The organism is Aureispira anguillae, assembly GCF_026000115.1.
Taxonomy (GTDB): Bacteria; Bacteroidota; Bacteroidia; order Chitinophagales; family Saprospiraceae; genus Aureispira; species Aureispira anguillae.
Genome location: NZ_AP026867.1, coordinates 3965945 through 3990870 on the forward strand (window position 1 = coordinate 3965945; position 24926 = coordinate 3990870).

Annotated in this window: 16 protein-coding genes; 10 read left to right on the forward strand and 6 right to left on the reverse strand. The window is 37.4% G+C overall.

The features are described 5' to 3' along the window. The first annotated feature begins 5 nt into the window (after window positions 1-5). The 4 genes from AsAng_RS15425 (at window position 6) to AsAng_RS15440 (ending at window position 4722) form a co-directional block, all read left to right on the forward strand. Complete coding sequence (locus tag AsAng_RS15425) at window positions 6-743, forward strand: GNAT family N-acetyltransferase (RefSeq protein ID WP_264787992.1); 738 nt, start codon at window positions 6-8, stop codon at window positions 741-743. Between the two features lie 117 nt (window positions 744-860). After that, window positions 861-1868 (forward strand): NAD-dependent epimerase/dehydratase family protein, encoded by a 1008-nt coding sequence (locus AsAng_RS15430; RefSeq protein ID WP_264787993.1) that lies wholly within the window; start codon window positions 861-863, stop codon window positions 1866-1868. A gap of 11 nt (window positions 1869-1879) precedes the next feature. Continuing rightward, the gene (locus AsAng_RS15435; RefSeq protein ID WP_264787994.1) at window positions 1880-2452 is read left to right on the forward strand and encodes a Crp/Fnr family transcriptional regulator; all 573 of its coding nucleotides are present in this window, start codon (window positions 1880-1882) and stop codon (window positions 2450-2452) included. Between the two features lie 137 nt (window positions 2453-2589). Beyond that, entirely contained in the window at window positions 2590-4722 is a 2133-nt protein-coding gene (locus tag AsAng_RS15440) for a S46 family peptidase (RefSeq protein ID WP_264787995.1), read from the forward strand. A gap of 91 nt (window positions 4723-4813) precedes the next feature. On the opposite strand, the gene AsAng_RS15445 is transcribed toward AsAng_RS15440, so the two are convergent. Beyond that, window positions 4814-5893, reverse strand: coding sequence for a BRCT domain-containing protein (locus AsAng_RS15445; RefSeq protein ID WP_264787996.1), 1080 nt, complete (start codon window positions 5891-5893; stop codon window positions 4814-4816). 98 nt (window positions 5894-5991) lie between these two features. After that, the gene (locus AsAng_RS15450; RefSeq protein ID WP_264787997.1) at window positions 5992-6648 is read right to left on the reverse strand and encodes a hypothetical protein; all 657 of its coding nucleotides are present in this window, start codon (window positions 6646-6648) and stop codon (window positions 5992-5994) included. 692 nt (window positions 6649-7340) lie between these two features. Between AsAng_RS15450 and AsAng_RS15455 the strand changes: the two genes are divergently transcribed. The 4 genes from AsAng_RS15455 (at window position 7341) to AsAng_RS15470 (ending at window position 16185) form a co-directional block, all read left to right on the forward strand. Beyond that, window positions 7341-10169 carry a T9SS type A sorting domain-containing protein gene (locus AsAng_RS15455; RefSeq protein ID WP_264787999.1) on the forward strand — a complete coding sequence of 943 codons (2829 nt, stop codon included), beginning with the start codon at window positions 7341-7343 and terminating at the stop codon, window positions 10167-10169. Between the two features lie 259 nt (window positions 10170-10428). Beyond that, on the forward strand, window positions 10429-11856 hold the full coding sequence (locus tag AsAng_RS15460; RefSeq protein WP_264788001.1) for a T9SS type A sorting domain-containing protein: 1428 nt from the start codon (window positions 10429-10431) through the stop codon (window positions 11854-11856). A 91-nt stretch (window positions 11857-11947) separates the two neighbouring features. Continuing rightward, window positions 11948-14632, forward strand: a complete 2685-nt coding sequence (locus tag AsAng_RS15465) for a hypothetical protein (protein WP_264788002.1) — start codon at window positions 11948-11950, stop codon at window positions 14630-14632. Between the two features lie 101 nt (window positions 14633-14733). Next, on the forward strand, window positions 14734-16185 hold the full coding sequence (locus tag AsAng_RS15470) for a hypothetical protein (protein WP_264788003.1): 1452 nt from the start codon (window positions 14734-14736) through the stop codon (window positions 16183-16185). Window positions 16186-16299: 114 nt separating this feature from the next. Here AsAng_RS15470 and AsAng_RS15475 read toward each other — a convergent pair whose 3' ends face one another. Further along, window positions 16300-18069 (reverse strand): DEAD/DEAH box helicase, encoded by a 1770-nt coding sequence (locus AsAng_RS15475; protein WP_264788004.1) that lies wholly within the window; start codon window positions 18067-18069, stop codon window positions 16300-16302. Window positions 18070-18418: 349 nt separating this feature from the next. Here AsAng_RS15475 and AsAng_RS15480 point away from each other — a divergent pair, with 349 nt between their 5' ends. Then, window positions 18419-19003: a hypothetical protein gene (locus AsAng_RS15480; protein ID WP_264788005.1), complete on the forward strand. Its 585-nt coding sequence runs from the start codon at window positions 18419-18421 to the stop codon at window positions 19001-19003. A 226-nt stretch (window positions 19004-19229) separates the two neighbouring features. Here AsAng_RS15480 and AsAng_RS15485 read toward each other — a convergent pair whose 3' ends face one another. Then, window positions 19230-20588, reverse strand: coding sequence for a DUF6923 family protein (locus AsAng_RS15485; protein WP_264788006.1), 1359 nt, complete (start codon window positions 20586-20588; stop codon window positions 19230-19232). 545 nt (window positions 20589-21133) lie between these two features. Here AsAng_RS15485 and AsAng_RS15490 point away from each other — a divergent pair. Continuing rightward, on the forward strand, window positions 21134-22144 hold the full coding sequence (locus tag AsAng_RS15490) for a DUF3667 domain-containing protein (protein WP_264788007.1): 1011 nt from the start codon (window positions 21134-21136) through the stop codon (window positions 22142-22144). A 17-nt stretch (window positions 22145-22161) separates the two neighbouring features. Here AsAng_RS15490 and AsAng_RS15495 read toward each other — a convergent pair whose 3' ends face one another. Both AsAng_RS15495 and AsAng_RS15500 read right to left on the reverse strand, forming a co-directional pair. Next, window positions 22162-22947, reverse strand: coding sequence for a phosphatase PAP2 family protein (locus AsAng_RS15495; protein WP_264788008.1), 786 nt, complete (start codon window positions 22945-22947; stop codon window positions 22162-22164). A 500-nt stretch (window positions 22948-23447) separates the two neighbouring features. After that, complete coding sequence (locus AsAng_RS15500; protein WP_264788009.1) at window positions 23448-24560, reverse strand: hypothetical protein; 1113 nt, start codon at window positions 24558-24560, stop codon at window positions 23448-23450. Between the last annotated feature and the right edge of the window lie 366 nt (window positions 24561-24926).

Genomic DNA, 24926 nt, shown 5'->3' on the forward strand with positions numbered 1-24926 from the left:
CAATCATGCAAAAGAGCATACTACAAAACGCTAATTTGGCGAACTTAACAGATCTTTGGAGGATAGGAAGTAGCGCATTTCAATCGTATTATTCCAATGCTGACTTTGATTACTGCTGGATCAACGATGCTGCTTGGCCCAACCGTTTATGGTTTCACCAAATGCCTAATTCCGAAAGTATTTTAAAAGCAAAAAAAGTAATCCATCAAGCCCCCTTTTCGCTAACCATTCCATACTGGGATATTTATCCCCAAGACAGTCAACCGCTTTTAATTCAAGAAGGTTTTGAAGCTTATTTTGAACAAATGGCTATGGTTTTAAAATTAGAAAATCAATATTCAATCTCCAAAAAATTCAAACTACAGAAAGTAACCCAAGAATCAGAAGCCAAACAATGGACAGATTTATTTATTCAGGCATTTCGATATCGAATCAGTCCGCTTACGATTTTAAAAAACCGTTCTTTTTCCTATTACATTGCTTATTACGAAAATCAAGCGATTGGCACTGCGCTCACCAATCCAACCCATAACAATATTGGAGTACACGCTATTGGTGTTCCCCCTCAACACAGAAGAAAGGGCTTAGCGGCTTTGATTATGCAGCAACTCATCAATTGGGCCGTTCAAGAGAAACGAGATTATATGACCTTACAAGCTTCGAACATGGGAAAAGGACTTTATCTCAAATTGGGCTTTGAAGAACAGTTTTTAATTACCAATTATCGCCTACCTAAACAATAGACGGAATCCTATCTAACAAATGTTATTTTATTTTAATAAAGATCCATTCATCTTTGTTCTACATCATTAAACAAGCCAATTCAATCATTCAAATTGGCAGAAAACAAACTATGAATTATGAACAAAGAAATTTCTTTAGTAACGGGAGCCAATGGGCATTTGGGGAACAATTTAGTTCGATTGTTATTGTCTAAAAACATAGCTGTTCGAGCTACCGTCAGAAACATCAACAACAGCATTCCTTTTGAGGGGCTAAACTGCGAACTTGCCTATGCTGATATAATGAATAAAGATTCTTTACAAACAGCATTCAAAGGCGTTAAACGAATTTATGCCGTTGGTGCAGCATTCAAAATGTGGGCAAAAAACCCTAAGAAAGAAATTTATGATAACAATGTAATTGGTACACAAAACCTATTTGAAGCGGCAGCAGCCCAGGGAATTCAAGAAATTGTTTATGTCAGTTCCGTAGCTGCCTTGGATTTCACCCAACTCCCTGCCCAAGAATGCAACGGCTACAACAAAGATCGCCGCAATTGGTATTATAACTCCAAGAATGACTCGGATAAATTAGCCCTAAAACTTGGTCGAAAACTTGGAATTAGAACCGTTTTAGTTTTACCTTCTGCAATGATTGGAAGTCGAGCATATCGACTCAGTTATTCCAACCAATTAGTAGAACAAATTCTAAAGGGTGAAATCAGTGTTGATGCCAATGTTACACTGAACTGGATCGATGTTAACGATGTTGCTTGGGGTTGTTATGCAGCTATGCAAAAGGGTAGAGATGGAGAGCGTTATATTTTAGCAAATGAGACACACACTTCTGTACGAGAGAGTGTGCGCATTGCTCAAGAACTATTTCCTGAGTTAAACTTAAAAATTCCGCCCAAAGCACCTTATTTTTTGTTATATTCTATTGCAGGGCTTATGGAGTTGAGTAGCAAAATAACGGGCAAAGAACCACTGCTACAACGCCACTATCTCGAAATGTTTTATGGGTTACACCAAGATTATAACATCCAAAAGGCTAAAAAAGAATTGGGTTTTAGCCCTAAACCCTCTAAAGAAGCGTTGATTGCTGCTTTAAAATATTTAAAAAATGACTGGAAAAACAAGGTATAAAATAAATGCTAATGAAACAATTTCTTGATTACATCACTGCTAGAATGCCCTTATCTTCTACAGATAAAGAGCTGGTTGAACAGTTATTTATTCCTCAAGCATTCACCTCCACTACCTGTTTATTAAAAGCAGGACAAGTAGAACGCCATCTTTATTTTTTATGCCATGGCATTGTCAAAGGTTATCAAAATCAAGCAGGGAAAATAGTAGTTGGGCATCTTGTAACTCCCAATAATTTTTTTGGTTCTTTGGATAGCTTCATGACGGAGTCTCCTTCTTTAGATTATTTTGAAGCGGTTACCAATATTCAAACTTGCAAAATTAGCAAACCTGATTTTGAACTACTAAAAAGCAAAGATTCTAAATGGGGCAATTTCATTGAGCAGATAACCAACGAACATTTGAAATGTAAGATGGATCGAGTAAAAGATTTTCAGTTATTGACCGCCAAAGAGCGATACCTTAAGTTTCTAAAACAATCTCCTGAGTTAGCACTTCAGGTCTCGGTCGAAAGCATCGCTTCCTTTTTGGGAGTTGAACCACAATCGCTCAGTCGTATTCGAAAACAAATTACACGAGAATAGTCTTTGGGTAAACACCAAAAGCTTCTGTTGGAAGAACAATTCTATTTGTCGGTCGAATCCGTTATATACTTAAGATTAAAATTTGTAGCTTTGAGCATTATAATTAATCTAATTGAAGTCGTAAAAAACTCCAGAATATGAAAAAAATTGCTCTTTTAATTGCCTTAATTTTAACCTTAAACAACTGCTCTTTTGCGGTTGAGGGAATGTGGATTCCCTCCCTAATAGATATGTTTCATTCTGATATGAAGACCTATGGCTTGAAATTGAGCCCAGAAGAAATCTATTCGACCAACCAATCTAGTCTAAAAGATGCCATTGTCCAATTTAATGGAGGCTGTACTGCTGAGATTGTTTCAGAAGAGGGGTTACTATTTACCAACCATCACTGCGGTTTTAGTGCGATCCAAAGCCATTCTTCTGTGGAGAAAGATTATCTTAAAAATGGCTTTTGGGCTAAAAACAAAGCCGAAGAATTGGCTTGTCCTTGGTTGCGAGTAACCTTTGTGAAAGAAATTAGAGAAGTAACCGAAGATGTTTTTAAAGGGGTTAAGGAAGGGATGTCCAGTGCTGAGCGAAGTAAAATCATCTTAGCGAACATTGCTAAATTGGAAAAAGCAGCACAATCGGATCCTTCTATCACTGCAAAAATCAAAGATTTTAACCTTGGCAACCAATTTTTTATGTTGGTAACACAAGATTATAACGACATCCGTTTGGTTGGCGCTCCACCTTCTGCTATTGGCAAATATGGAGGAGATACTGACAACTGGGTTTGGCCTCGCCATACAGGAGATTTTGCTGTTTTTAGAATCTATGCCAACAAAGATAATCAGTCTGCTAAACACAACAAAGATAATGTACCGTTCAAACCTGCTCATTTTCTTCCAATTAGTTTAAAACCTAAAAAAGAAGGCGATTTTACAATGGTTTATGGATTTCCTGGACATACTGACCAACACTTTTGTTCTTCGAAATTGGAATTTTACATGGAGCAAGAGCGTCCTGCTAGAATCAAAATGCGCCAAACTAGCCTTGATTTGATGAAGCCTGCCATGAATGGTAGCGACGAAATTCGTATTAAATACGCCTCTAAACAAGCTCGTATTGCCAATGCTTGGAAAAAATGGATTGGACAAATTGGTGGTTTAAAAGAATTGCATGCCTTGGACAAAAAACAAGCATGGGAAGAGCAGTATCGCAAAAAAGCGGCTGAAAAAATGGATTGGAAAAAGTATAAAAATGTCTTGGCAGAACTTAACAAACTCCAAGAAGAAAATAGCCAATATGAATTTTCTCGTTCTATCTTTATAGAATATTTTTATGTTGGTCCTGAATTTTTGCGCTTTGCTCACGAATTTAATACCCTAGCTAGCAACTACGAAGAATTAGAAAAAAAGGGCAAGGTTGAGGATGAAATCAAACGCTTAAAATCGAAAGTGAACGGTTTTTTCAAAAACTATGACCAAGCACTAGACCAGCAAATTTTTCAAAAATTAACGCCAATGTACATCAATTATGTTGAGCGTAGTTTGTTGCCCAAAGGTTTTAGCGAAAACTGGAGCAAAAATGGCGAAAAGATCTTTGCGAAGTCGATGATTATGAATCCAGAAAAAATCAAAGCTGCCTTAGATAAATTTACCGAAAAATCATGCAAAAAGCTACTCAAAGATCCTGCTTTAGTAATGGCTAATGAGCTTTATAATACATTTACAGCAACTACCATTCCTTCTTATAGAGAATTTGTTATGCAAGAGCAAGCATTGATGAAAGTTTATGTTGAGGGAGTTCTTAAAATGTTTCCAGACAAAAAAACATGGGCTGATGCTAATTCTACCATGCGTATTGCTTATGGTAAGGTAGAAGGTTCTGCGCCTGTTGACGGCATGAAGTATGTCCACTACTCTACCATTAAAGGAATTATGCAAAAATACGATCCTGAAAATCCTGATTTTCAACTCACCGATCGCTTCCTAAAATTATACAAAGAAGGTGACTGGGGTGCTTATGAACAAGACGGCGAACTATGGGTTTGTTTCACTGCTTCTAATCATACTACTGGTGGTAATTCAGGAAGTCCTGTTATTGATGCTGAAGGTAACTTAATGGGAATTAACTTCGATAGAAGTTGGGAAAGTACCATGAGTGATTTTATGTTTGACGAGTCTAGATGCCGCAATATTGTGGTAGATGCTCGTTATGTGCTTTGGGTCATTGATAAATATGGCGAAGCGGGGCACTTAATCAAAGAAATGAAATTAGTTAAGTAAGATGTATTAGCTAGATCGCTTCGCTCTTTGATATTTATCAAGGGCGAAGCGATTATTTTTTTATGTGCCAAAGTGTTAGACTAAACCGTATTTAATCTTGTTCAAGTAGCAAAACTACATCCTTCCCCAGCCATTGGTGGAGTGCTTCGGCTTCTTCCTTGGTGTAACCTTTGGTTATAAAACGATTCAAAATCTCCTCTTTTGAGGAAGTAGCGGGAATTGAATTTTTTCTAAGCTCCTCCAGCGCATGCTGCCCTGTCCAAGATTGGCATTGCCAATACCACACAAAAGCATTTTTTGCCCCTTCCGTGAAATACGATTCAAGGCTGCCCATATAACTTCTATCACAGTCATTGTGATTGACAAAAATCAATTTAGCATCCGTCTTAGTCTCTCCCTCATCGTACGAATATTCGGTATATCCCTCTGCTACCATTTCGTCAATCATCAACCTTGCTACATAGTTATATTCATCGTCATAATCAGGTCGAGGGTACCATTTAGGACTTCTACTCACGCCTCTAAAATGCAACAAGGCACAAGGCTCTCCTTGTTCAAAATAATCATCTTTAATCAATTGAGGGCTAAGTGCTCGAAAACTCCATCCAAAATCAAACGTTCCCATTTCGGTTAAAAAAGCAAGATACTCCAAAGGCAACTTTCCTTTCCATCGATTTAAACTACTGACACTCGCAGCTTTGCCAAATGCCTTTGCAAGAGGCTTCCCTCCACTCCAATTGCCATGAATATAAATATCTGATCGTTGTCCCAAAAGGGTAAAATATAATTTGAGACGCTGCGCTAAGGTTAGACCATTCTTTTCCTTGTCCTGAGTTATATAATTAGCAATCTCTTCGTCCAATACTTTTGTTGTTGTGGCCGTATTCGCTTTTTTTTGAGCATCTTTTGTAACAGCTTCTAACTTAGAATTGTCTATTTTGCCAAATTCTAAAACCAAGGCCCCCTCATCTATAATTTGCAAATTTAAGGCTTTTGCTTTCTGAAGTTTAGAACCTGCTTTCTCCCCTACTACCAAAATATCGGTTTTAGCAGAAATTGACTTGGTAATGCTAGCCCCTAATGCCACTAAACGCAGTTCTATTTCACCTCTTTTGAGTGCCGTAAATTTACCAGTTATGGCTACTTTTTTTGATTCGAATAAATTATCCATATTTTTAATTATCGATTATTTTTTGTTTTTATCCTGAGTACACTTCTAACTATTTTTTAATCGAGTCTTTTAGTTTTGTTACAGTGTACTGTTTTTTTCTAAAAATTAGATAAATCTAATGCTGAGTTGTGAAAAATTTTTGGCAACATTTCCTTTAAATGTTTATTGTAGATTCCCTCCTTACTTAGGTAGGCATACTGCCAATAATAAAACCCTCTTGCCTGAGCTGCCAATTTGATGTATTCCAAGACACCTATTTTCATGTCCATCAAAGCAGCACCTTCTGCATTAAATAAATAAACATTGTCTTCCACTTTTCCTTTATCCTTTTTCAAACCAGCCCCCAAAGCCCAATGCTTATCCAAGGGCAAATATTCTACCCCATTGCCTTTCAGATAAGAAAAATAACTTTTGTCCTGCATCATTTCATCAAATGACACCAGATTCATAGAACCACTCAAATCCTGATCCTTTAAATAATCACCATAGCCACCATTCAGCCAAGTGTCCTTTGCCAACAAATCATCATTCGCTGCATCGTTTAAGCTCCAATAAAAAGAAATTTCTTTGACCTGAGTATAAATGCTTTTTAAGGATTCTTTTAACGCATCACTCAAACCGTAAGTAGCCTCAATCTTAGCCGAAATATCTTTTGATGGAACACCAAATTTAGTGCGACTCCTTTCTATTTTATAAGAACTTATTCCTGCCAGATCAGCATCTAATTGTTCTCCTAATGTTGTTATAATATTCATTTTTTATTGTTTTTTAATTAATAATACTCCGTTGATTATCAAACAACTAATATTTTGAACGATGAAATTGCATCATTTTGACAACCTAGCTTTGCTAGCTCATGTAATAATCAGTCGAATACGATTTTTTAACGGAGTAATGAATTAAGTGAATGGCTATAATAAACGATCCGTTTATTTAGATCAGGCACTTAAGTGCGCTATGTCCTATCGTTTCTGACCCATTATACATTACCTGTCTACATTACAAAAAACTCAATAATTATTTGCCATACAAATATACATTCTATACCTTTAAATAAAAGTCAACCTTTTGATTGAATTATAAAATTCAAGAACCCTCACTAAACACAATACACTAACAATCAAAAAATTAATACGTAAACACAAATAATATTCAAGCATCGTAATCGCTCACTTAAATATAAATTTACCTCTTCTATTACTAAACTCCTTGCCTAATGTATAATTGCGACCAATCGATGTATAAACGCCAGCAGCCAACTAATAAATGCCGTTGTTACAAAACATTCTCTCTATACCACCTAAAACTTTGTAATAATTTTGTTTTTTTCGTCAAAAAAGAAACAAAAAAATCATTTATTCCTCAGTTAGCATAAAATAGTTGGTTATTTAGTTCTATTCCCTTATTTTTGCCATTTAATTTTTTTTATAAATAAACCTCAATTTTTATGAAACAATTATTACCCCTTCTACTGATCTGCATCAGTAGTTCCCCTGTCCTATCACAAAACATTGACTACCAATCCAGAATAACCCGATTCTACGGCAGCAATTGCGGTGGAGAAGCAGGAAACGAAGAGCATACTTGGAAAGGTTGGCTCAGTGATAATGTTAATACCTCAGAAACTTATTCTGGTTGTATTACAAGAGATCACAACGGAGCTATCACTCATTATGGCACTTGGGCAACTCGAAATCGCTATAATGTGACTGCTACCCAAATTCGAACCCGCATTGATTCATGGGAAGATGATAATGGTGGTCGTTGTGATTACAGAACAGGTACCTTTATCAATAACGATGATTGTAGAGCCAATCAAACCTGTACTTATAATTTCACCAATCCGTTAGAATATCAGTGGACAAGTGCCAATCAAACTTGTGGTTCTTCGGATTATAATATGAACACCTTTTACCAATACCGCTATGCGAGCACTTCTATTCCTAATGCGGTAGAAAACTCTAGCCAAACTTTCACAACTGGCGGCAATCGTCCTTTTTGGGGATCAAGAGGATCTTGGTCACAAATAGGTGGTGATTGCGCTACGTCTGGCACCATTACCAATAACCAAACGTCTAGCTTTTCAACAACTGTCTCCTGTATGAGTCAAGTAGTTTTCAGATGGCGAGTTTCTTCTGAAGCCAATTATGATTGGCTAGAAGTCTATGTCAATGGAACTCGTAGAGCCCGTATATCAGGTAATCTAAATTGGGCTTCCAGAACTATCAATTTGGATTTTGGCGCTAATACTGTCGAATGGAGATATGTAAAGGATGGTTCTGTTTCTTCATTTGAAGACAGAGGCTATGTTGATGAAGTTAGATTTGTAAGTGCTACCACGCTAAATCAAGGTGCTATAGCTGGAAATCATACGATCTGCTCAGGAGGCAACCCCAATCTATTAACCTCTACTGCTGCTGCGCAAGTTTATTCAACTAGCCCTATCTACCAATGGCAATATAGCAACAACAATAGCACATGGTCTAATATTTCAGGAGCCAATGCATTGACCTATGATCCTCCTGCTGGGTTAAGCCAAACACGTTACTATAGAAGGCGTATCCAAGATGGTTGCGGTAATACAGGGTATAGCAATACACTAACCGTATCTACTAATCCTCTTCCCAATGGTCACTTAAACAGCCCCTCTCCGATTTGTCAAGGTAATTCTACAAACATTACCTTCAATGCAACAGCAGGTACTGGTCCTTGGGATATTGTTTACAATGGTACAACCATAAATAATATCGCAACTGGAACGAATATTCCTGTTAATCCTAGTAGTACAACAACTTATACCTTAAGTTCCATTACAGATAATAATGGCTGTGTTCGGACAGTAGGTTTAGGTGCCCCAGCAACGGTAACCGTTAATACCAATTCTAGCCGTCCAACAATCGCAAGCGTTTCAAGCAAACAATGTCCTAATTCAACAGTTACTCTAACAGCAAGTGGTGGTACTGCTGGTACAGGATCTAGCATTCGCTGGTACTCTGGGGCAAATGGAACAGGAAGCAATCTTGGAACGGGGTCTTCTATTAATGTTTCTCCAACTACTGCTACCACTTATTATGCTCGCCGTGAAGGAGTTTGTAATACCACCAACGATGATAGTGAAGTCATTGAAGTTAAAGACTATGCCTATACGCCTACTGGCTTTGTAACATCTAGTAATTATTGTACGGATAATAACAATTGGCATCATTTCTATAATGCTAATGATGAAATTATTTTCTCTATGCGTGGAGATTTAAGCGGCGCAACTTCATCGCCTACCATTAGCATCAACAACAATGGTAGTTTTTATCAAACTACGGTAGGAGCTGCTGGTTCTTGTACCAATGGCTGGAGTCAAGGAGAAGAATTATTTGAATTGCCACGCAGTTGGAATGTCGATTTTACGGGTACTTTAAATCCTCCTTATACCATTCGTTACTATTTCCCTGCCAGTGAAAAAACAGCCTTAGAAACGGCTGCTGCTAATCATATTACAGCTAATGCAGCTTGTAATTATACTTACAAATATTCTACTCCAAATGGATTTTATTGGTTCAAAAATGTAGGTACTTCTTATGCGGCTCCTCTATACGACCAACCCACCAAATTGTCAGGCACTACAGGCACGATTAGTGGGCTTCACTATTCTGAAATAACAGGAATTACTAGTTTCTCTGGCGGTTCAGGGGGAATTTCCTTGTCTCCTGATGCGGGCTTGCCTGTAGAACTTACGAGTTTCAAAGGATGGAACAATCAAACAACTAATGTATTGCAATGGATTACCGAAAGTGAATTAAATAATGAACGCTTTGAAATTGAACGCAGCATTAATCCACAAGATGGATTTACCACCATCGCTACTGTTAATGGTGCAGGAAATAGTACTGCTCCATTGACCTACCTCTATGAAGATGCGACTCCTATGTTGGGCGTTAATTATTATCGTTTGCGTCAAGTCGATTTTGATGGAACCTTTACTTATTCAAAAATCATTGCAATAGAAGTAGAGGGATTAGAGGGGGCTCAGTTATTCTTCCCTAACCCAACTCAAGAATTGGTTAATTATCAGTTTAATAGTACTACACAAGAAACATTAACCATTCATATTGTAGATATTTTGGGCAAAACGCTAAAAGAAATCACTTACGAAACTAACTTGGGTATCAATACAGCTAAGTTAGATTTTGAATCTTATAGTGCTGGTACTTATTTGGTTAAAGTACAGAACCAAGAAGGTGAACTTATCGCAACCCAACAAATTATAAAAACAATTGAATAAGATTCATCAATAATACTTCGCTGGTTACCTTTGGTGCTATTGCATGGTTTCTAGCGGAGTAATGTTAAACACATTTAACTCCTTTTAATTGGAAGGCGAACTACTAAAATCCCTAGTAGTTCGCTTTTTTTTTCATTTTCATAACCCATCTTTTAATATTCCCTAAAGTAGTCACAAGTATAAAAAATCAATTTGCATTCATTTTTTATTTGATAGAATTTTGTAAGACAAGATTCCCAAACTACAAATTCTATCCAATATGAAATCTATCTTACTCTTTTTTAGCATTCTATTGAGCAGCAACCTTATTGGGCAAGCTATTATTACCAACAAAGGGGCAACCATCCATATTAATACTGATGCTATTCTAGCAATTAATGGAGACCTCCACAATGAATCTACAGGAGTTTGGTCTATGAAAAGTGGTAGCCGTTTGCAATTGAATGGATCTATTCTTAACAATGCACTAAATCACCTAACGGCTGATACAGGGGGAACCGTTATACTAAAAGGAAACAATCTTAGAAATTTATCGGGTCAGCATCCCATTCGCTTTTATCATTTAGAACTTGACCTGACTGCTGCCAATGTACAATTAGATACAACAGTACAAATAGATGGAAACGTACAAATGACCAGCGGTAATATTGATTTAAATGGTCAAAACATCAATTTATCTCCCAATTCCTCGTTAATCAATGAAACCAATGCCCATCGAATTTTTGGCAACAGTGGTCTTCTTCGAATTTCTCGCACGATTAACAGCCCCAACAGCCTAAATATTGGTGGTCTAGGTTTGGTTGTTACCTCTACGTCTAATTGGGGGAATACTACGATTGAACGAGGACATCAGCAACACACAGACCAAAATGGCAATCTCAGTATTCTAAGGTATTATAATCTTGCCCCAACCCATGCGATAGGCTCAACGGTTCACCTTGAGTTTCACTACCTTGATCATGAAATTGTTGGACAAAATGAAGCAAATCTTCAGTTGTGGCGCTCAATAGATAATGGCAATACTTGGACAAAACCTGGTGGTAGTATTCATGTCAATAGTAACCACTTGACTTATGGAGGACTCGATTCCTCTCAGGTTCGGCTGACCTTGGGTCCCTCTTCTTCTATCCTTCCCATCCAAGCACTTAATTTTAACGCCCAACTAGTAGAGCCCCAAAAAGTGCGTTTAGATTGGTCTACGGTTACAGAAATTGGCTGTGATTATTTTGAGGTTCAACGCAGTAATAACGGGCTAGAATTTCAATCCCTTGGTATTGCCAAAGGAGCAGGAACAACTTATGATCGACAAAACTATAGCCGTTGGGATTTAGCTCCTTTTGCAGGGCATAATTATTATCGTTTGAAACAAGTTTTTTTTGATGGAACTATTGATTTTTCGCCCATTCGGCACCTCTATATTCAAGCTATAAATCAAATTGTAACAGTCTACCCTAACCCTATTGTTTTACCACAAAAATTGCAACTAAAAACCGCCCAAGAAGGCAATTATCAATTTACCTTATACAATGCATTAGGGGAAATAGTTTTTAGCAAACAATGGTATAACTCAAACCCCAAATCCGTCCTTAACTGTGCATTACCAGAACTAAGTGCAGCCAATTATTTTTATACCGTACAATGCAATCAATCCCTAAAAACTCAAGGTAAATTAGTCCTATTGCACTAACTAAGACTTCCCTATTCTAATAATTACTCATGCTACTGTTTATCACCATGTTAGCGAACAGTACCTTTTAATTTCCCAAAACAATCTAATTATGAAAAAAATTACAGCACTCCTATTTTTCCTACTATCACTGATGAGCCAACTGTTGTCCCAAAACAATGTTGGAATAGGAACAAACAGCCCTGATTCTAGCGCTATTTTAGAATTAGAGGCAACCAACAAAGGGCTTTTAATTCCAAGAATGTCTACCCTTCAGCGTTTAGCGATCAGTAGCCCTGCCAATGGATTAATGATCTTGGATACAACCTTACAACGATTTACTTATTATGATGCTATTACACAAAACTGGATGCTAATTGATGTGGTTGGTGGCGATCCACACAACAGCCTAGATCAGGCTTATGATCAAGGAGGGGCTGGCGCAGGAAAAAAAATACTGGTAGATGCTGGCGCTGTTGAATTGGAAGGAAATGGAACGGCTGATAACTTAGATATTTCTAATGCTGGCAATAAAACAGGTATAAAAATCCATCAAGTAGGCACAGGTAGTGGAATTAAGATTAGCAATACGCCCAATGTTCCCAATACCAATGATTTAATCTATAGCAGCTCCAATGGCAGTTCCAATACCAATATAAGACTAGATGGAGGACGAGCAGGGCATTTTAAAAATACCCATAGTGGCAATAATAAGCCAACATTAGAAGCTAAAACATTGGGTACAGGACATGCTGTATTGGGGCTCATAGATAGCCTACCTGCAACAACTGATCCTATTCCTGTTGCAGGGGTGGCAGGAGTAAGTCTAACCAATAGACATAGAAATGGCGTTACAGGGCTTAGTCGGGATCAAAATGGTGTTTGGGGCAAAACCCTTGATACCATCAACTGGAACAGCGATCCTACGACCACCTTTAACGCAGGTGTAATGGGGGTCGGAGCAGATGGTTTTGGAAGTACAACTGGAACAAGTGACCCATTTATTGGGGTAACAGGGATGGCTCAGAAAGGTACAGGTATATTAGGACTCAACATAGGGGAAGGGCCTGGAATTATTGGTATTAGCAAAGCAACAAGCAGTCCTACAGAAGCAGGTATTTGGGGTATGATATTAGATACGAATTGGACAGATCATAGTAGTGAATATCCACTGTACGGTTCTCCTAGTACACCAAAAGGTCAAATCGCTATATTGGGGCAAACCAATACCAATCCCGCTATTTGGGGAGAGAGTAAAGGAAATATTGGTGTCATTGGAACCACTGGTAAAAAAAGAGGCAAAGCAGATTTGCCAACGCTAAAAGCTGGCATATTAGGCAATGCAACTGAAACAGATGATATGGCTGCCTTCTTCCGCACAGAAGGTGCCACCCTATACCCTACCATTTTTACACTTAGTAACAGCAGTGAATCTGCTCTAAAAATTTCCAACAAGGGCACGGGTATAGGTATCCATATTGCTCAGCAAGATCCTGATCCTGCTTTAGGGGTAGCTGCCCCCAATGCTACCCATGCACTATTTGCTGAAAATCACGGAATGGGAATTGCTGCTGAATTAAAAAATGAGCACCCAATGAATCCCTCTCCTGTATTCATATCTAGCACTTTAGGGCTTGGTTCTACGGCTCTTTTTCATACCTTAAAAAATGCAGGTAATACAGAACCAACTGTTGCTATTCTTAATAACAGCAATGGTGCAGGTGCTCTAATTCTGATAGAAGACAGCACAGCTAGTCCCTCTAACCCTGCCCCTGCTTTACACACCAAAACCAATGGATTGGGTACGAGTGCCTGTTTTGAAATTCTCAATACACATACTACCCCTGGCAAAGAAAATATAGAGCCTGCTATGTCTGCTTATACCAAAGGCATGGGAAATGCAGGACGTTTTAAATTGGATAATCCTAGTAATGCTGCGGCAGCGGTTTTTGTTGAACAAGAGGGAATTGGGCATGGACTCGATATAGAATCTAGCAATGGAGCCGCCGAATCCCTTGTACATATAGAACAATCGGGTACAGGATCGGGTACAACCAAGGGTTCTGTAGCACATTTTGAGCTAAGTAATACAACTTCTAGCCCGACCTCAGAAGCCGTTTTGATTACCTCTAACAATCCCAATCCTGTTACCATGCCTAGTTCTGTTTTAGCTATTGGGACAACACCACCTGCTGTTCATGCTGCCTTACGTGTCCACCCTGCTTCTTCTTCTCACATGGCAGCTACCTTTGAAGGACATGCAGAGGTAGCAGGCAAATTAGTTGTTGGAGGAGAAATTTTGTGCCCAAGTGTCAAAATTGGGGCATTAAGTGTTATTGGAGGAATGACTGCTGGCGGAGGTATTAGCAGCACAGGTCCCGTTACAGGTACCTTCAAAGCCTTTCGTATAGATCATCCGCTAGATCCTCAAAATAAGTATATGTATCATGCTAGTATTGAAAGTGATGAATTTATGAATATTTACAGTGGTAAAATTACTACCAATCATCAAGGTTTGGCAACCATTAAACTCCCCAATTGGATGACAACACTTAATCGTGATTTTAGGTACCAATTAACTGTTTTGGGCAAAACCTTTTCAAAGGCAATTGTATGGGAAGAGATGGACGAGGCAGGACAATTTATCATCAAAACAGAACTGCCCAATGTTCAAGTTTCTTGGCAGGTGTCGGGAATTCGTCAAGATGTCTATGCTCGTGAAAATCCTCTGCAAGTTGAAGTCGAAAAAGAAAAAACAATGAAGGGCAAATTAATTTACCAACCTAAGCTGAATTAGACACAAACTTTGTATACCCTACATTTTCAGACCAATACAATTCATTTTGTCTTGGTCTTTTTGTATATTCTAAGCTTTCTTTCACCCCAAATTGAAAGCCAATGTCCAAAACAGTACTCTTAATCAAAGCCCTGTCCCCTCATGAGCGAAAGCGGTTCAAACAACAACTCAAAAAAAATAGACGAGCAGGCATTTACCCCTTGTATATTGCCATTGAGAAACAACTGCCTAATAGCGCCCCCAAACCCTATTTATTTGAACAAGTTTTTAACAAGGCTTACAGTCCCAAAGAAGATTATCTATTTCGAAATATACAACGCCATCTCAATAAAAAACTCAAGCACTTTTTGGCACTACAGTCTAAGTTAGAAAACAACAAAATACAGCAAGAAGAATTACAATTATTAACTCTTTTATTAGAGCGAAAACAGTATAAACTCTTTAGAACAGAATGGCAACAGGCGTATAAAACAAGCAAAAAACAAGCCCAATATCAACACCAAATTGCCCTGACCCAACTCTATATCACCTATGTTTTTAAGCATGAAGAAATTCAAGAAACAACTTACTTGCACCTCAAAGAATTGGTCACAGAAACCCTAATGGCAAGTACTTGGGCAGGACAAGAACAATATCAAGAATTAGAAATTAAATTAGCCATTATAGAACGCTATTTGTTTGCCTTTAATCCAGCCTACAAAAGTACCATTCCTCCTCGCCCCTATCCAACCAATCAACTCGGACAAAGCACCGTTTTATTGCACTTTTTGGATCTTCTAAAAGAAAGTTATCTTACCAATCGTCAAGAAAAAATCAATGTCTTAGAACAAGTTTTGGAATTATACCCACAAATCGTCCAAATTCGTCAGCAATATAAAAACAAAGAACTGTCCTTATTGGGGAGCTTAGCCTTAGAATACTTTATGCTTCAGAAGTTTGACAAAGCAGCTAAGGTTTACCAGCAATTGATGCCACAGCTACAAACAGAAAATTCGTCTATGAACAAATTATCCATTCTGTTTAACTATTGCTCCAATGAGGCCTACTTAGGGAATTATACAACGATTATCTCTATTTATAATCAATGGCAGACTGAATTTCAGTCTATCCCCAAATTTTATTATCGTTTTCAGTACATTACCTGTATGGCCTACCTTTTTTTGGGGCAAGCTTCCCAAGCATTAGAGTTATTGGGTCAAGATCAAATTAGCCAACGTTCGGAAAGTGACTACTATTATGCCCGAAACTTACAAGCAATTATTTATTACGAATTAGAAGATTGGGATAATTGCGAACGAGAGCTTACCAATACCTTGCAAAGTATCCGTTATAAATCATCCCCCAACCAACTACTGCTTTATCGAACCCAGTTCCTTAAAGATTTATTAAGAATCAACACTGCTCCCTTTAATAAAAAAGAAACTAGAGCGAAGCTAAGTTTACTAAAACAAGCAATTCAGGAAAACATGCATAAAAAGCACCTAGCCAATCCACAAAATTTAATTGTTCAATGGATTTTAAAAAAAATCAACCAACAGCTCACTCCATCCTAACAAAAAATGCCAATCAAAAAATTGTATGCTCTTTAAAATACAATTTTCAGATTGGCACCTAATTTATATCTTCCCAATAGAAGAAAAGCTATCCGCCTTCCTTCACATCAACTTTTAGTAACGTTTTTTCTTTGGTTTAAATGATTTTCCACGCTTGCCGCTTCTATCACGATCTCTACCCTCTCTTGGTCTACCCTCTCTTGACTTATCCTTTCCTCTTTTAAAGCGGCTGTTCCCATTCCCTCTACTATCTCTTCTTCCCTTGGTACGATCAGCTGTTCTTTCAACAACAACATTTACCCCAGTAACCTGCATTCCAGTACGGAAGCCATTCATCAATTTGGTCTCATAGGTTTTATCAATTTCAAAAAAGGAAAAGCCTTTCATGATTTCAATTTTTCCAATTTCTACTCCCTTAACTCTCAAACTATCGTTAATTAGTCCAATCATTTTGGGAGTTGTAATCTTATGTTTAGAACCTACATTGATATAAAAACGAGCCAAGTTAGAATTGCTGCGATCTCTTCTTTTTCGATCCTCTCTGCGTTTTCCTTCTTTTCCAGTTACATTTAGATCGCCAGCGTTCTTATAGTAATTAAGGAAACGTTGAAACTCTAAAGAGACAAATTTTTGAAGAATTTCTTCTTTAGACAAAGCCTCTAATTGTTCATACACTGTTGGCAAATATTTCTCGATGCCCTCATCAACTTCTGTCGTTGCAATTTTATTAATCAGAGAAAAAAGACGTTTTTCACAAACCTGTTCGCCAGTAGGAATCAATCTACGTTCAAACTTTTGCCCAATTTTTTTCTCCAATAGGCGTACCTTGTGCGTTTCCTTACTTGTTAACAAAGCAATAGAAGTTCCTTTGTTACCAGCACGCCCTGTACGACCGCTTCGATGGATATAATTTTCTAATTGATCGGGAATTTTATAATGCAAAACATGCGTCAAGTTATTGACATCAATTCCACGAGCAGCAACATCTGTAGCTACCAATAATTGAATGCTTTTTTTGCGAAAACGCCCCATTACATAATCTCGCTGAGCTTGCGACAAATCTCCGTGCAAGGCATCCGCAGAATATCCATCTGCCATCAACCAATCGGCAACTTCCTTGGTTTCCGCTCGAGTACGGCAAAATACAATACCGTACATTTCTGGTGAAATATCAGCAATGCGCTTTAATGCACGATAACGATCCGAAGATCGAGCCACGCAATAAACGTGTTTTACATCCAAATTGGCTGAGTTTCTAGAACTCACCTCAATTTTTTCAGGATCACGCATATAATTGGCAGCAATGGCATCAATCTCTCTAGGCATAGTAGCCGAAAATAACAAACCTTGTTTCTCTTCAGGAGCAGAAGCCAAAATAGCATCCAACTCGTCTTTGAACCCCATGGTCAACATTTCATCTGCCTCGTCCAAAACCAAAAACTTGATTTCACGAATATCCAGCTTGCGTCTTTCGATAAGATCACGTACTCGTCCAGGAGTTCCAACTACAATATGGCAGCCCTTACGCAAAAGACGGATTTGCCCATCAATTGGGGCACCTCCATAAACAGAGACCGTCTGGATTCCTTTTTCATATTTGGTATAACTAGCAATATCTTTTGAAATTTGAATGCACAACTCTCTTGTTGGGCACAAAACCAAAGCTTGAATAGCTTTTTCGTTTTTATCTAGTTTATGTATAATAGGTAAGCTAAATGCTGCTGTTTTGCCTGTTCCTGTTTGAGCCAAAGCGACTAGATCACGGTCAGATCCTAAAACAAAAGGTATCGCTTGTTCTTGAACTTTAGTCGGTTGTTCAAATCCCAAATCCCCCAAAGCTTTTAATACATTGGGATTGAGCCCCAACTCCTCAAATGTTGACATGATTTCTGTTTCAACGTGTAATAAAATAGCCGCTTAATCCCCCTGTGTCAAATAATTACCAAACAAAAGCGCATTAAGAGCGTGCCTAAATTGAGCGCAAAGGTACGTTTTTTTTTATTATTAAACGTGTTTTTTGCTCATTAATACTATCTTCACTCCTTAAAAGGCTCTGATTTATAAGCCAATAAAGCCCATAGTTTTTATTCTTCCGTCCTTCACATTTACAATCAATAGGACAACTTTCCCTCTATACAGCCTTTATTAGTAACCTAGAAAGCCAGATGAAGTAGCAACAATTAATATTAATTTTATACCTTTGGTTACTTTTTTTAATCAATACAATTGTCTTATGTTTTACTCAGCCATTGGCTATTTTCTAACGCTATTTATGGCGTTTACTTTTATTCCTTTGTTTGCATTTTTGATTCGAATGCTCCTAATTATGCTTTTCTCTAGAATCTACTGGGGAGTTACAGGAGACAAATCACCTGCTGGTTTGCTTCAATTCTCCATCAAATTAGCTCATCCTGTTGGTTTTATAACTGCAATTTTCCATGGCTTTGCTGCCCTGTGGATGGGCGTTGTGTTTTTCAAAGGTTTGGGGCTGCCTCTTGATTATTTTTTGCCTGGTATTTTAATTTTCACCTTTACTTGGTTTGGGTTAAAAAAACTCAACAATCCAACTGCCGTGAAAGTAGACAATAAAATAACCACCAAGAATTCAGATGGCGAAGAAACAACAATCATTCTCAATCCAGAAGTAGAAACGCTCACAGAACAGAAAGATCCAATGAAAATGTTTAATGAGCAGATGCAGAATCAATTAAAAGATCAAACCAAAGAATTTATGCATGGAAATACTATTATTGGTCTTATTGGAAAAATCACAGGTGTTGTTCTAGCAGCTATGTATTATATCTTCCCTTTTTTATAAAATTTCTGAGTATAGATTTAGACCATTTTGCTTTTATATTTTAGCCCCTATAACCGTTTAATAGGGTCTAAAATATAATACAGTTCGTTTTGCTCGTGAGCCAGCAAGCTGGGGTTGTCCTGTACTTCGATAAAATTTAGTAAAGCCTTTAAAATAATCTCTTTCGATACCTTATTTTTTCTTCTTCACATCGTTTTTTGGTTCTTCATTCCTCACAAAAAACAAATTATTGTTGTACCCAAATCCATTCTCGCTGAACTCCAACTGCTGTTTGAATTCTCACTTCATGCCAACCGACAAAACAATTTGTAAGCTCCAAATTTAATGTTATTTCGGAGCATAGTATAGGCTGCTCTTTTTCATAAATCAGTTGCCCATAGCCATCCCATAAACTAAGGTTCAAAATTGTATTTTGGTGATTCTTCACACAAACGGCTAAAGCAGCATTAGCCATTGCAATTTTAGGTGAAACCAATATACTAGGCATTGTACTCCATTCGCCACTCATTATGGTTCGACTATACCCTAGCTTTCTACCGTATTTGCTTACTTTTTTTAATCTATAAAAATTGGTTTTCCCTTCTTGATAAGGACTCAGCGCCCCATAAGGATTTTGATAGGTATTGGGTCCATTACTAGGCTTCTCGCCTACTTCTTTCCATTTTTTGTGGTCCAAACTATGTTCGATATAATATCGAGCAGTAGTGTATTCGTGTACTCCTGTCCAACTCAAACGAATGCGATCTTTTTTGGGAGCCTCTAACCTAAATTCTAGCACCTCTTCTTCCAACAATACAGGAGGAGGCGCTGCGGCACAACTCGTTTCATCTCCTCCTCTTTTCAGGAGTAAGTTAGCGTAATTGTAAGGCATTCCACTCTGTTCATTTAGTTCATAAAAAGCCCGTCCATTTTTACGAGTTGCAAAAAATCGTTCGTTTTCGGTCACCCACAAATGACTGACTTCTCCTGCTTTAGTTGAGGGTAAATTCATCATTTGGGTTCCCGCAAAAGGCTTTTTAGAGATTGGGTCCCAAAAATAAAACCTAGCCTTGGCATCAACACTACAAAATAGCTGTCGAGTCGAGCAATAAGCTAAATTGGTCAATTGGCTATTTATTCCTGTTTCTGTTGTCACAAATGTATTGGTAGCAAGATCAATCCAATAGAATTTATTTTCCTGTGGTGTATAGGCACAAAAAATACCTTGCCCAATCTCTCCTATTGTCAATTGTGTTTCTAGCAATGCTTTTGTACTAACATGACGAGGTACTCCCAAAGGCTGAACAGCTCCCGATTGATAAATTCGAATCAATTCATGGGTCAGCGTATCTATACTATACATAAAGTCATCGTCCAAACAGTAAGCGATTGCACTCAATGGTCGATCAAAAGGTGGCCGTATAGGTTTCCATTGCGCTGTTCCCTGCCCATCAATAGAAAGTGATTGCAATTGATTATCGATCAACTGATAAAACCCACTTCCACAAGAAAATCCATAATCAGCAGCAAGGTTATTTTGTTGGGCAGTGAGCAATTTTGAGAGTAAAAAAAAGGCTAACAAAGTAATCCTTTCTATTTTATTCATGACAATTATTTAAGAATGTTATTGATTTAGTCAACGGTTCTAACGATAAACGAAATTATTCAAGGGGTAGATAAATTCATGGAATATCATCAGGAATGGTTTAAAGATAGCTCATGGACATTTGAAACAAAAATCTTGAACACTGAAGTTGGAGATCAGTTTGGAATGGCTATCACCAAAGTCGTTTATTGAGAACCTGAAAGAAATGGTCACCCCTATTTCAATAAAATGATCGTAAGTTATGACTTGAAAAAAATGAATGGAGAATGGTATATTATATTATATTATATTATATTACATAAGATCACTCCAGTTCAATTGAACAATCAATAGACAAACAATAATTTTTTGAGCATTCCTACTAACTAATCCCCTATAATGAACATCATCAAAGTGAATTGTATTGGTGTTGTACTCAAAATATAGATTTTCTTCTATCCATCCAATAAAAACCGATCTCTGTCTATTTTATCTAAATTATTGGCACGTTTTGGATTCCATCTTAGTTTAGTTATATTGTACTCCTGACTATATACAACTCATCTATGGAACCATCAAAACATTTATGCCAAAGTTGTCATTGCCTTTTGGACGAAGGCGATCGTTTTTGTAGTGTTTGTGGACAAAAAAGAATTCTAAAAACTACTTCTATCAGAGAATTTTTTGGAGAATTTTTGTCCAACTCCTTTTCTTTAGACTCCAAGCTCTTTCGCACCTTTGGAACGTTGTTTTTTATTCCTGGTAAATTAACCACAGAATATTTTGCAGGAAAACGGCAATTGTATTACACCCCTATTCGTCTATTTCTATTTTGGTTGACCATTGCGTTTATCATACTTAGTCTAACAAAAAATAATCAAAAAAAAGAGGCAAAAAGTTTTAACAAACAAGTAGAATTAGAAATCTATAAAGACTCCTTAAGAAAGGAACTCAATTTGGTTTTCCCAGATTCTGCTAGCCAAAAAAAGATTGCTCAAACCTTATATTCAAAGAACCTTTTTGAAGAAATAGATTCTTCTCTATTGGTGCTAGATTCTACGAATTTATCCATCAAAGATTTCTTTTTATTGAGTCCTGATGAAATCATAAAAAAATCAAAACTAGAAAGTTTTTGGCAACAAAAGTTGTTGCGAAAGTTAGTACATACTGTTCAAGAATTGGATAATTTTAAACTCTACCTATTAAGTCATTTATCTTGGATTATTCTAATTTCCATTCCCTTTTTAGGCTTATTGCTAAAATTACTCTACATTCGACAAAAGCGCAATTTGATAGAGCACATCATCCATACACTACATTTGTATACCTTTTTTTCTGGATTGGCTGCTGTCTTTTTTGCTGGGCTTTGGGCGTATAAAAACAACTACATCCCCATCCCTTTATCTCCATTCTTAATACTCCTTCTTCCCATATATATTTTTGTATCCATGAAGAGAGTTTATGGTCAATCCTCGCTAAAAACCTTGTTTAAGTTAGCGCTTTTTATGGTTGGGTATAGCTTTATAATGACCTTTTCTGTTGCCCCCTACCTCTTGCTAGTTTTCTTTATTTTTTAGTGTATAAAGTGAAGTTACTAAAAACTAAACTCAGGTCTTTTAGCTTTCTTTTTTTGGAATAAACCAACACGATGTAACTCTGGAACCAGCACTCCAATAGCAGCGCCAATCAAGTAACCAGAAATAACATCTGTCCAAAAATGTTTACCTGCTTGTTGTCTTAAAATTCCTGTCACAGCAGGAACAGTTGCTGCTGCTGCCCAAATCCAAGGGATTGCTTTGCTTCCTTTGTTATAGTCTTGAAATACTTTTGCCGTCATAAAACACATGGCAGCAGTCATGGAAGTATGTCCAGAAAAGAAAGCATATTGGGCATCTCTCTCTTCTTTAAACTGTAAATCCACTGCTTCATTATACACAAAAGGACGAGGGCGTTTAACTAGATTTTTGGTCAAACTGGTTACAGCAGCCGTCAAAGCAAAAGTTTCTAAATAGAGCACTCCAATTTTCAGATAATCTTTTCGAATTTTTGAATCGCCCAATAGTGCCAAAGGCAGCGCACAACTCGTATACAACAGTACATCACTCCCTATTGCAATAGGTCTAGACCAATTATAGGTGGCTGCACGATCAAATGCCCAAACATTAGTTCTATCCAAAGAATTAATATAAGCAGTAGTCAGAGGAGCCGTTTGCTTATCAAGTACAAGATAACTAACTCCCATTCCCAATGCCGCTGTCGCTATTGGCAAATCAACCGCCCAACTAAGCCGATAAGGGGAAGTTCCTATTGTGTTATCAGATTGTGCATGAACGACAAAAAAATAGTGCACGAGAACAATTAGCAGTAATATTTTTTTCATGAAGTACAACGTTTAGACGCTTTTCTTAATTATACCCTTTGGGTATTAAATTTTAGAAATTAGATTGCTTCATTTTTAGACTATATAGCTGCAATTCATACCTATATAGTCTAAAAACGAAGCAATCTAACAACAAGGTGGTTTATGCTCTAATATCCCCAAATAGAATAATATTTTAACCGTTGCTATTTTTACTAAAACTGCCCACAAAACACAGATGATAAAAAGTTGCCCTAAACTCAAAACGCTCCGATAAGTCAACAACCACACTAGATAAATCAATCTATACGAATAGCCATCTTCTCCTGCATTACTCAATCAAAATAGTTATTTTAATATATAAATCAATAAAAATATTTACCACACTCTATTTTCTTTAGGATTTAGAGCATATTCCCCGAGCAGATGATTGAAATTAATTATGAACTCATTAACCGTATTGTTGTTTTTTCATCCCTTAGTCGTTTCTCTCTTGATAAAGCAACTACAACAAACGAACCTTAACTATACGTCTTAACCGCCCAAACAATTGCTGCAATAATTGCCACAATCAGCAAGATCAACCCAAGCACCTTGAACCAAGAGGTAGGTTTGGTGCCATGAATTTTTCCTGTTTGACCATTTACAGCAAACTGATATGTTTTATCATTATAAATATAAGAGCAGATCCAAACGGGCAGGATAATGTGCTTAAAGGTTTGATCCCAGCGTTGAATATTGACCGATAAATTGCGCTGTGTGTCTCCCCCTAATGCATCACTTGCCCGACTTCTCAATTCCTCTGTCATTTTCTTTTCGGCAACCTGATAGCCTTCCGAGACATCAAGGCTATAAATTTCTGCTTCCCAGCCCACCATTAAAGTAGGTGAATAATTAACAACCTCCTCCAATTTAAAAGGGTAAATAGGCGTAATAACTTTATGAGGCAAGCCCTTAGAAGCTACAATTAATACATCGTCAAAGAAATGATCTATTGCTCCTCTTTTGTATTCCCAACGTGTTTTTTGCACCTCTCTTGTCTGTTCTTCGCCATCACTATCCGTGTAGAATTCTGTTTCATAATAATGATAACCAGCCTCGCCCGACCAATTGGTATGGGTTTGGGTATCGTACGTCCAAAATGGCACATAAATGCCATGCACATCTCCCAATTCTGCCAAATGCTGAAGCTTGTTTGGTTTGAACCACCCTTCCTGAATCCAGTCCCTAAATTTCTGTTTTGCCTCCTTGGCATCAATTTTAAAAGGAACAATTCCCTGAGGCTGGATTAAGTTTTTATCCATAGCGGACTCATTCACCTTTTCTGAGCCACAAAAATTGCAACGGATCAAGACTTTATCATCTTCAATCATAAGGCGGGAACCACAACTACCACAATCGACGACCTTTTTGTGTATCGCTTTAGGTACAAAATAAGACATCGACTGAATGGCTTTTTCTAAGCATTGCTCTTCCACCAAATCATTCGCTTCATCATATGGTTTCACAAAACCACAATGATTACAATTGATCTGCTGTTTGCTTGCCGAATAGCTCAATTCACTACCGCATGTAGGGCAGGGTAATTCTAAAACATTTTCTAGAAAATCGTCATTGTATAGGGAATCGTCCATTATATTTTAGGTATTATATTTTTAGGTATTAAGTCAGTAGATGGACCCTGTCCGTCAGGCTAAAGATACCTTAGTTAAGGTGGCAATCTTAAAAATAATATTTTATAATAAAAAAAACAGCATCAATTTACTTTTTCCTTTCGGATCACAATTCTTAAGTCCTAGCAAATAGACTATCTAACTTGCTAATAATCACTTCAAAAACACTCATTTTAGGCTAAATATCTCTTTTGAAGCATTATTTGTCTGTTTTTGCGATTTCTATTTGCGTTCTTTACAGAAGAAGAATATATTTAACCTTTACGATGATTGAACTTTTGATTAATATTATACTTTTAAAATCCTATTTATCAAGATAAACGTAGG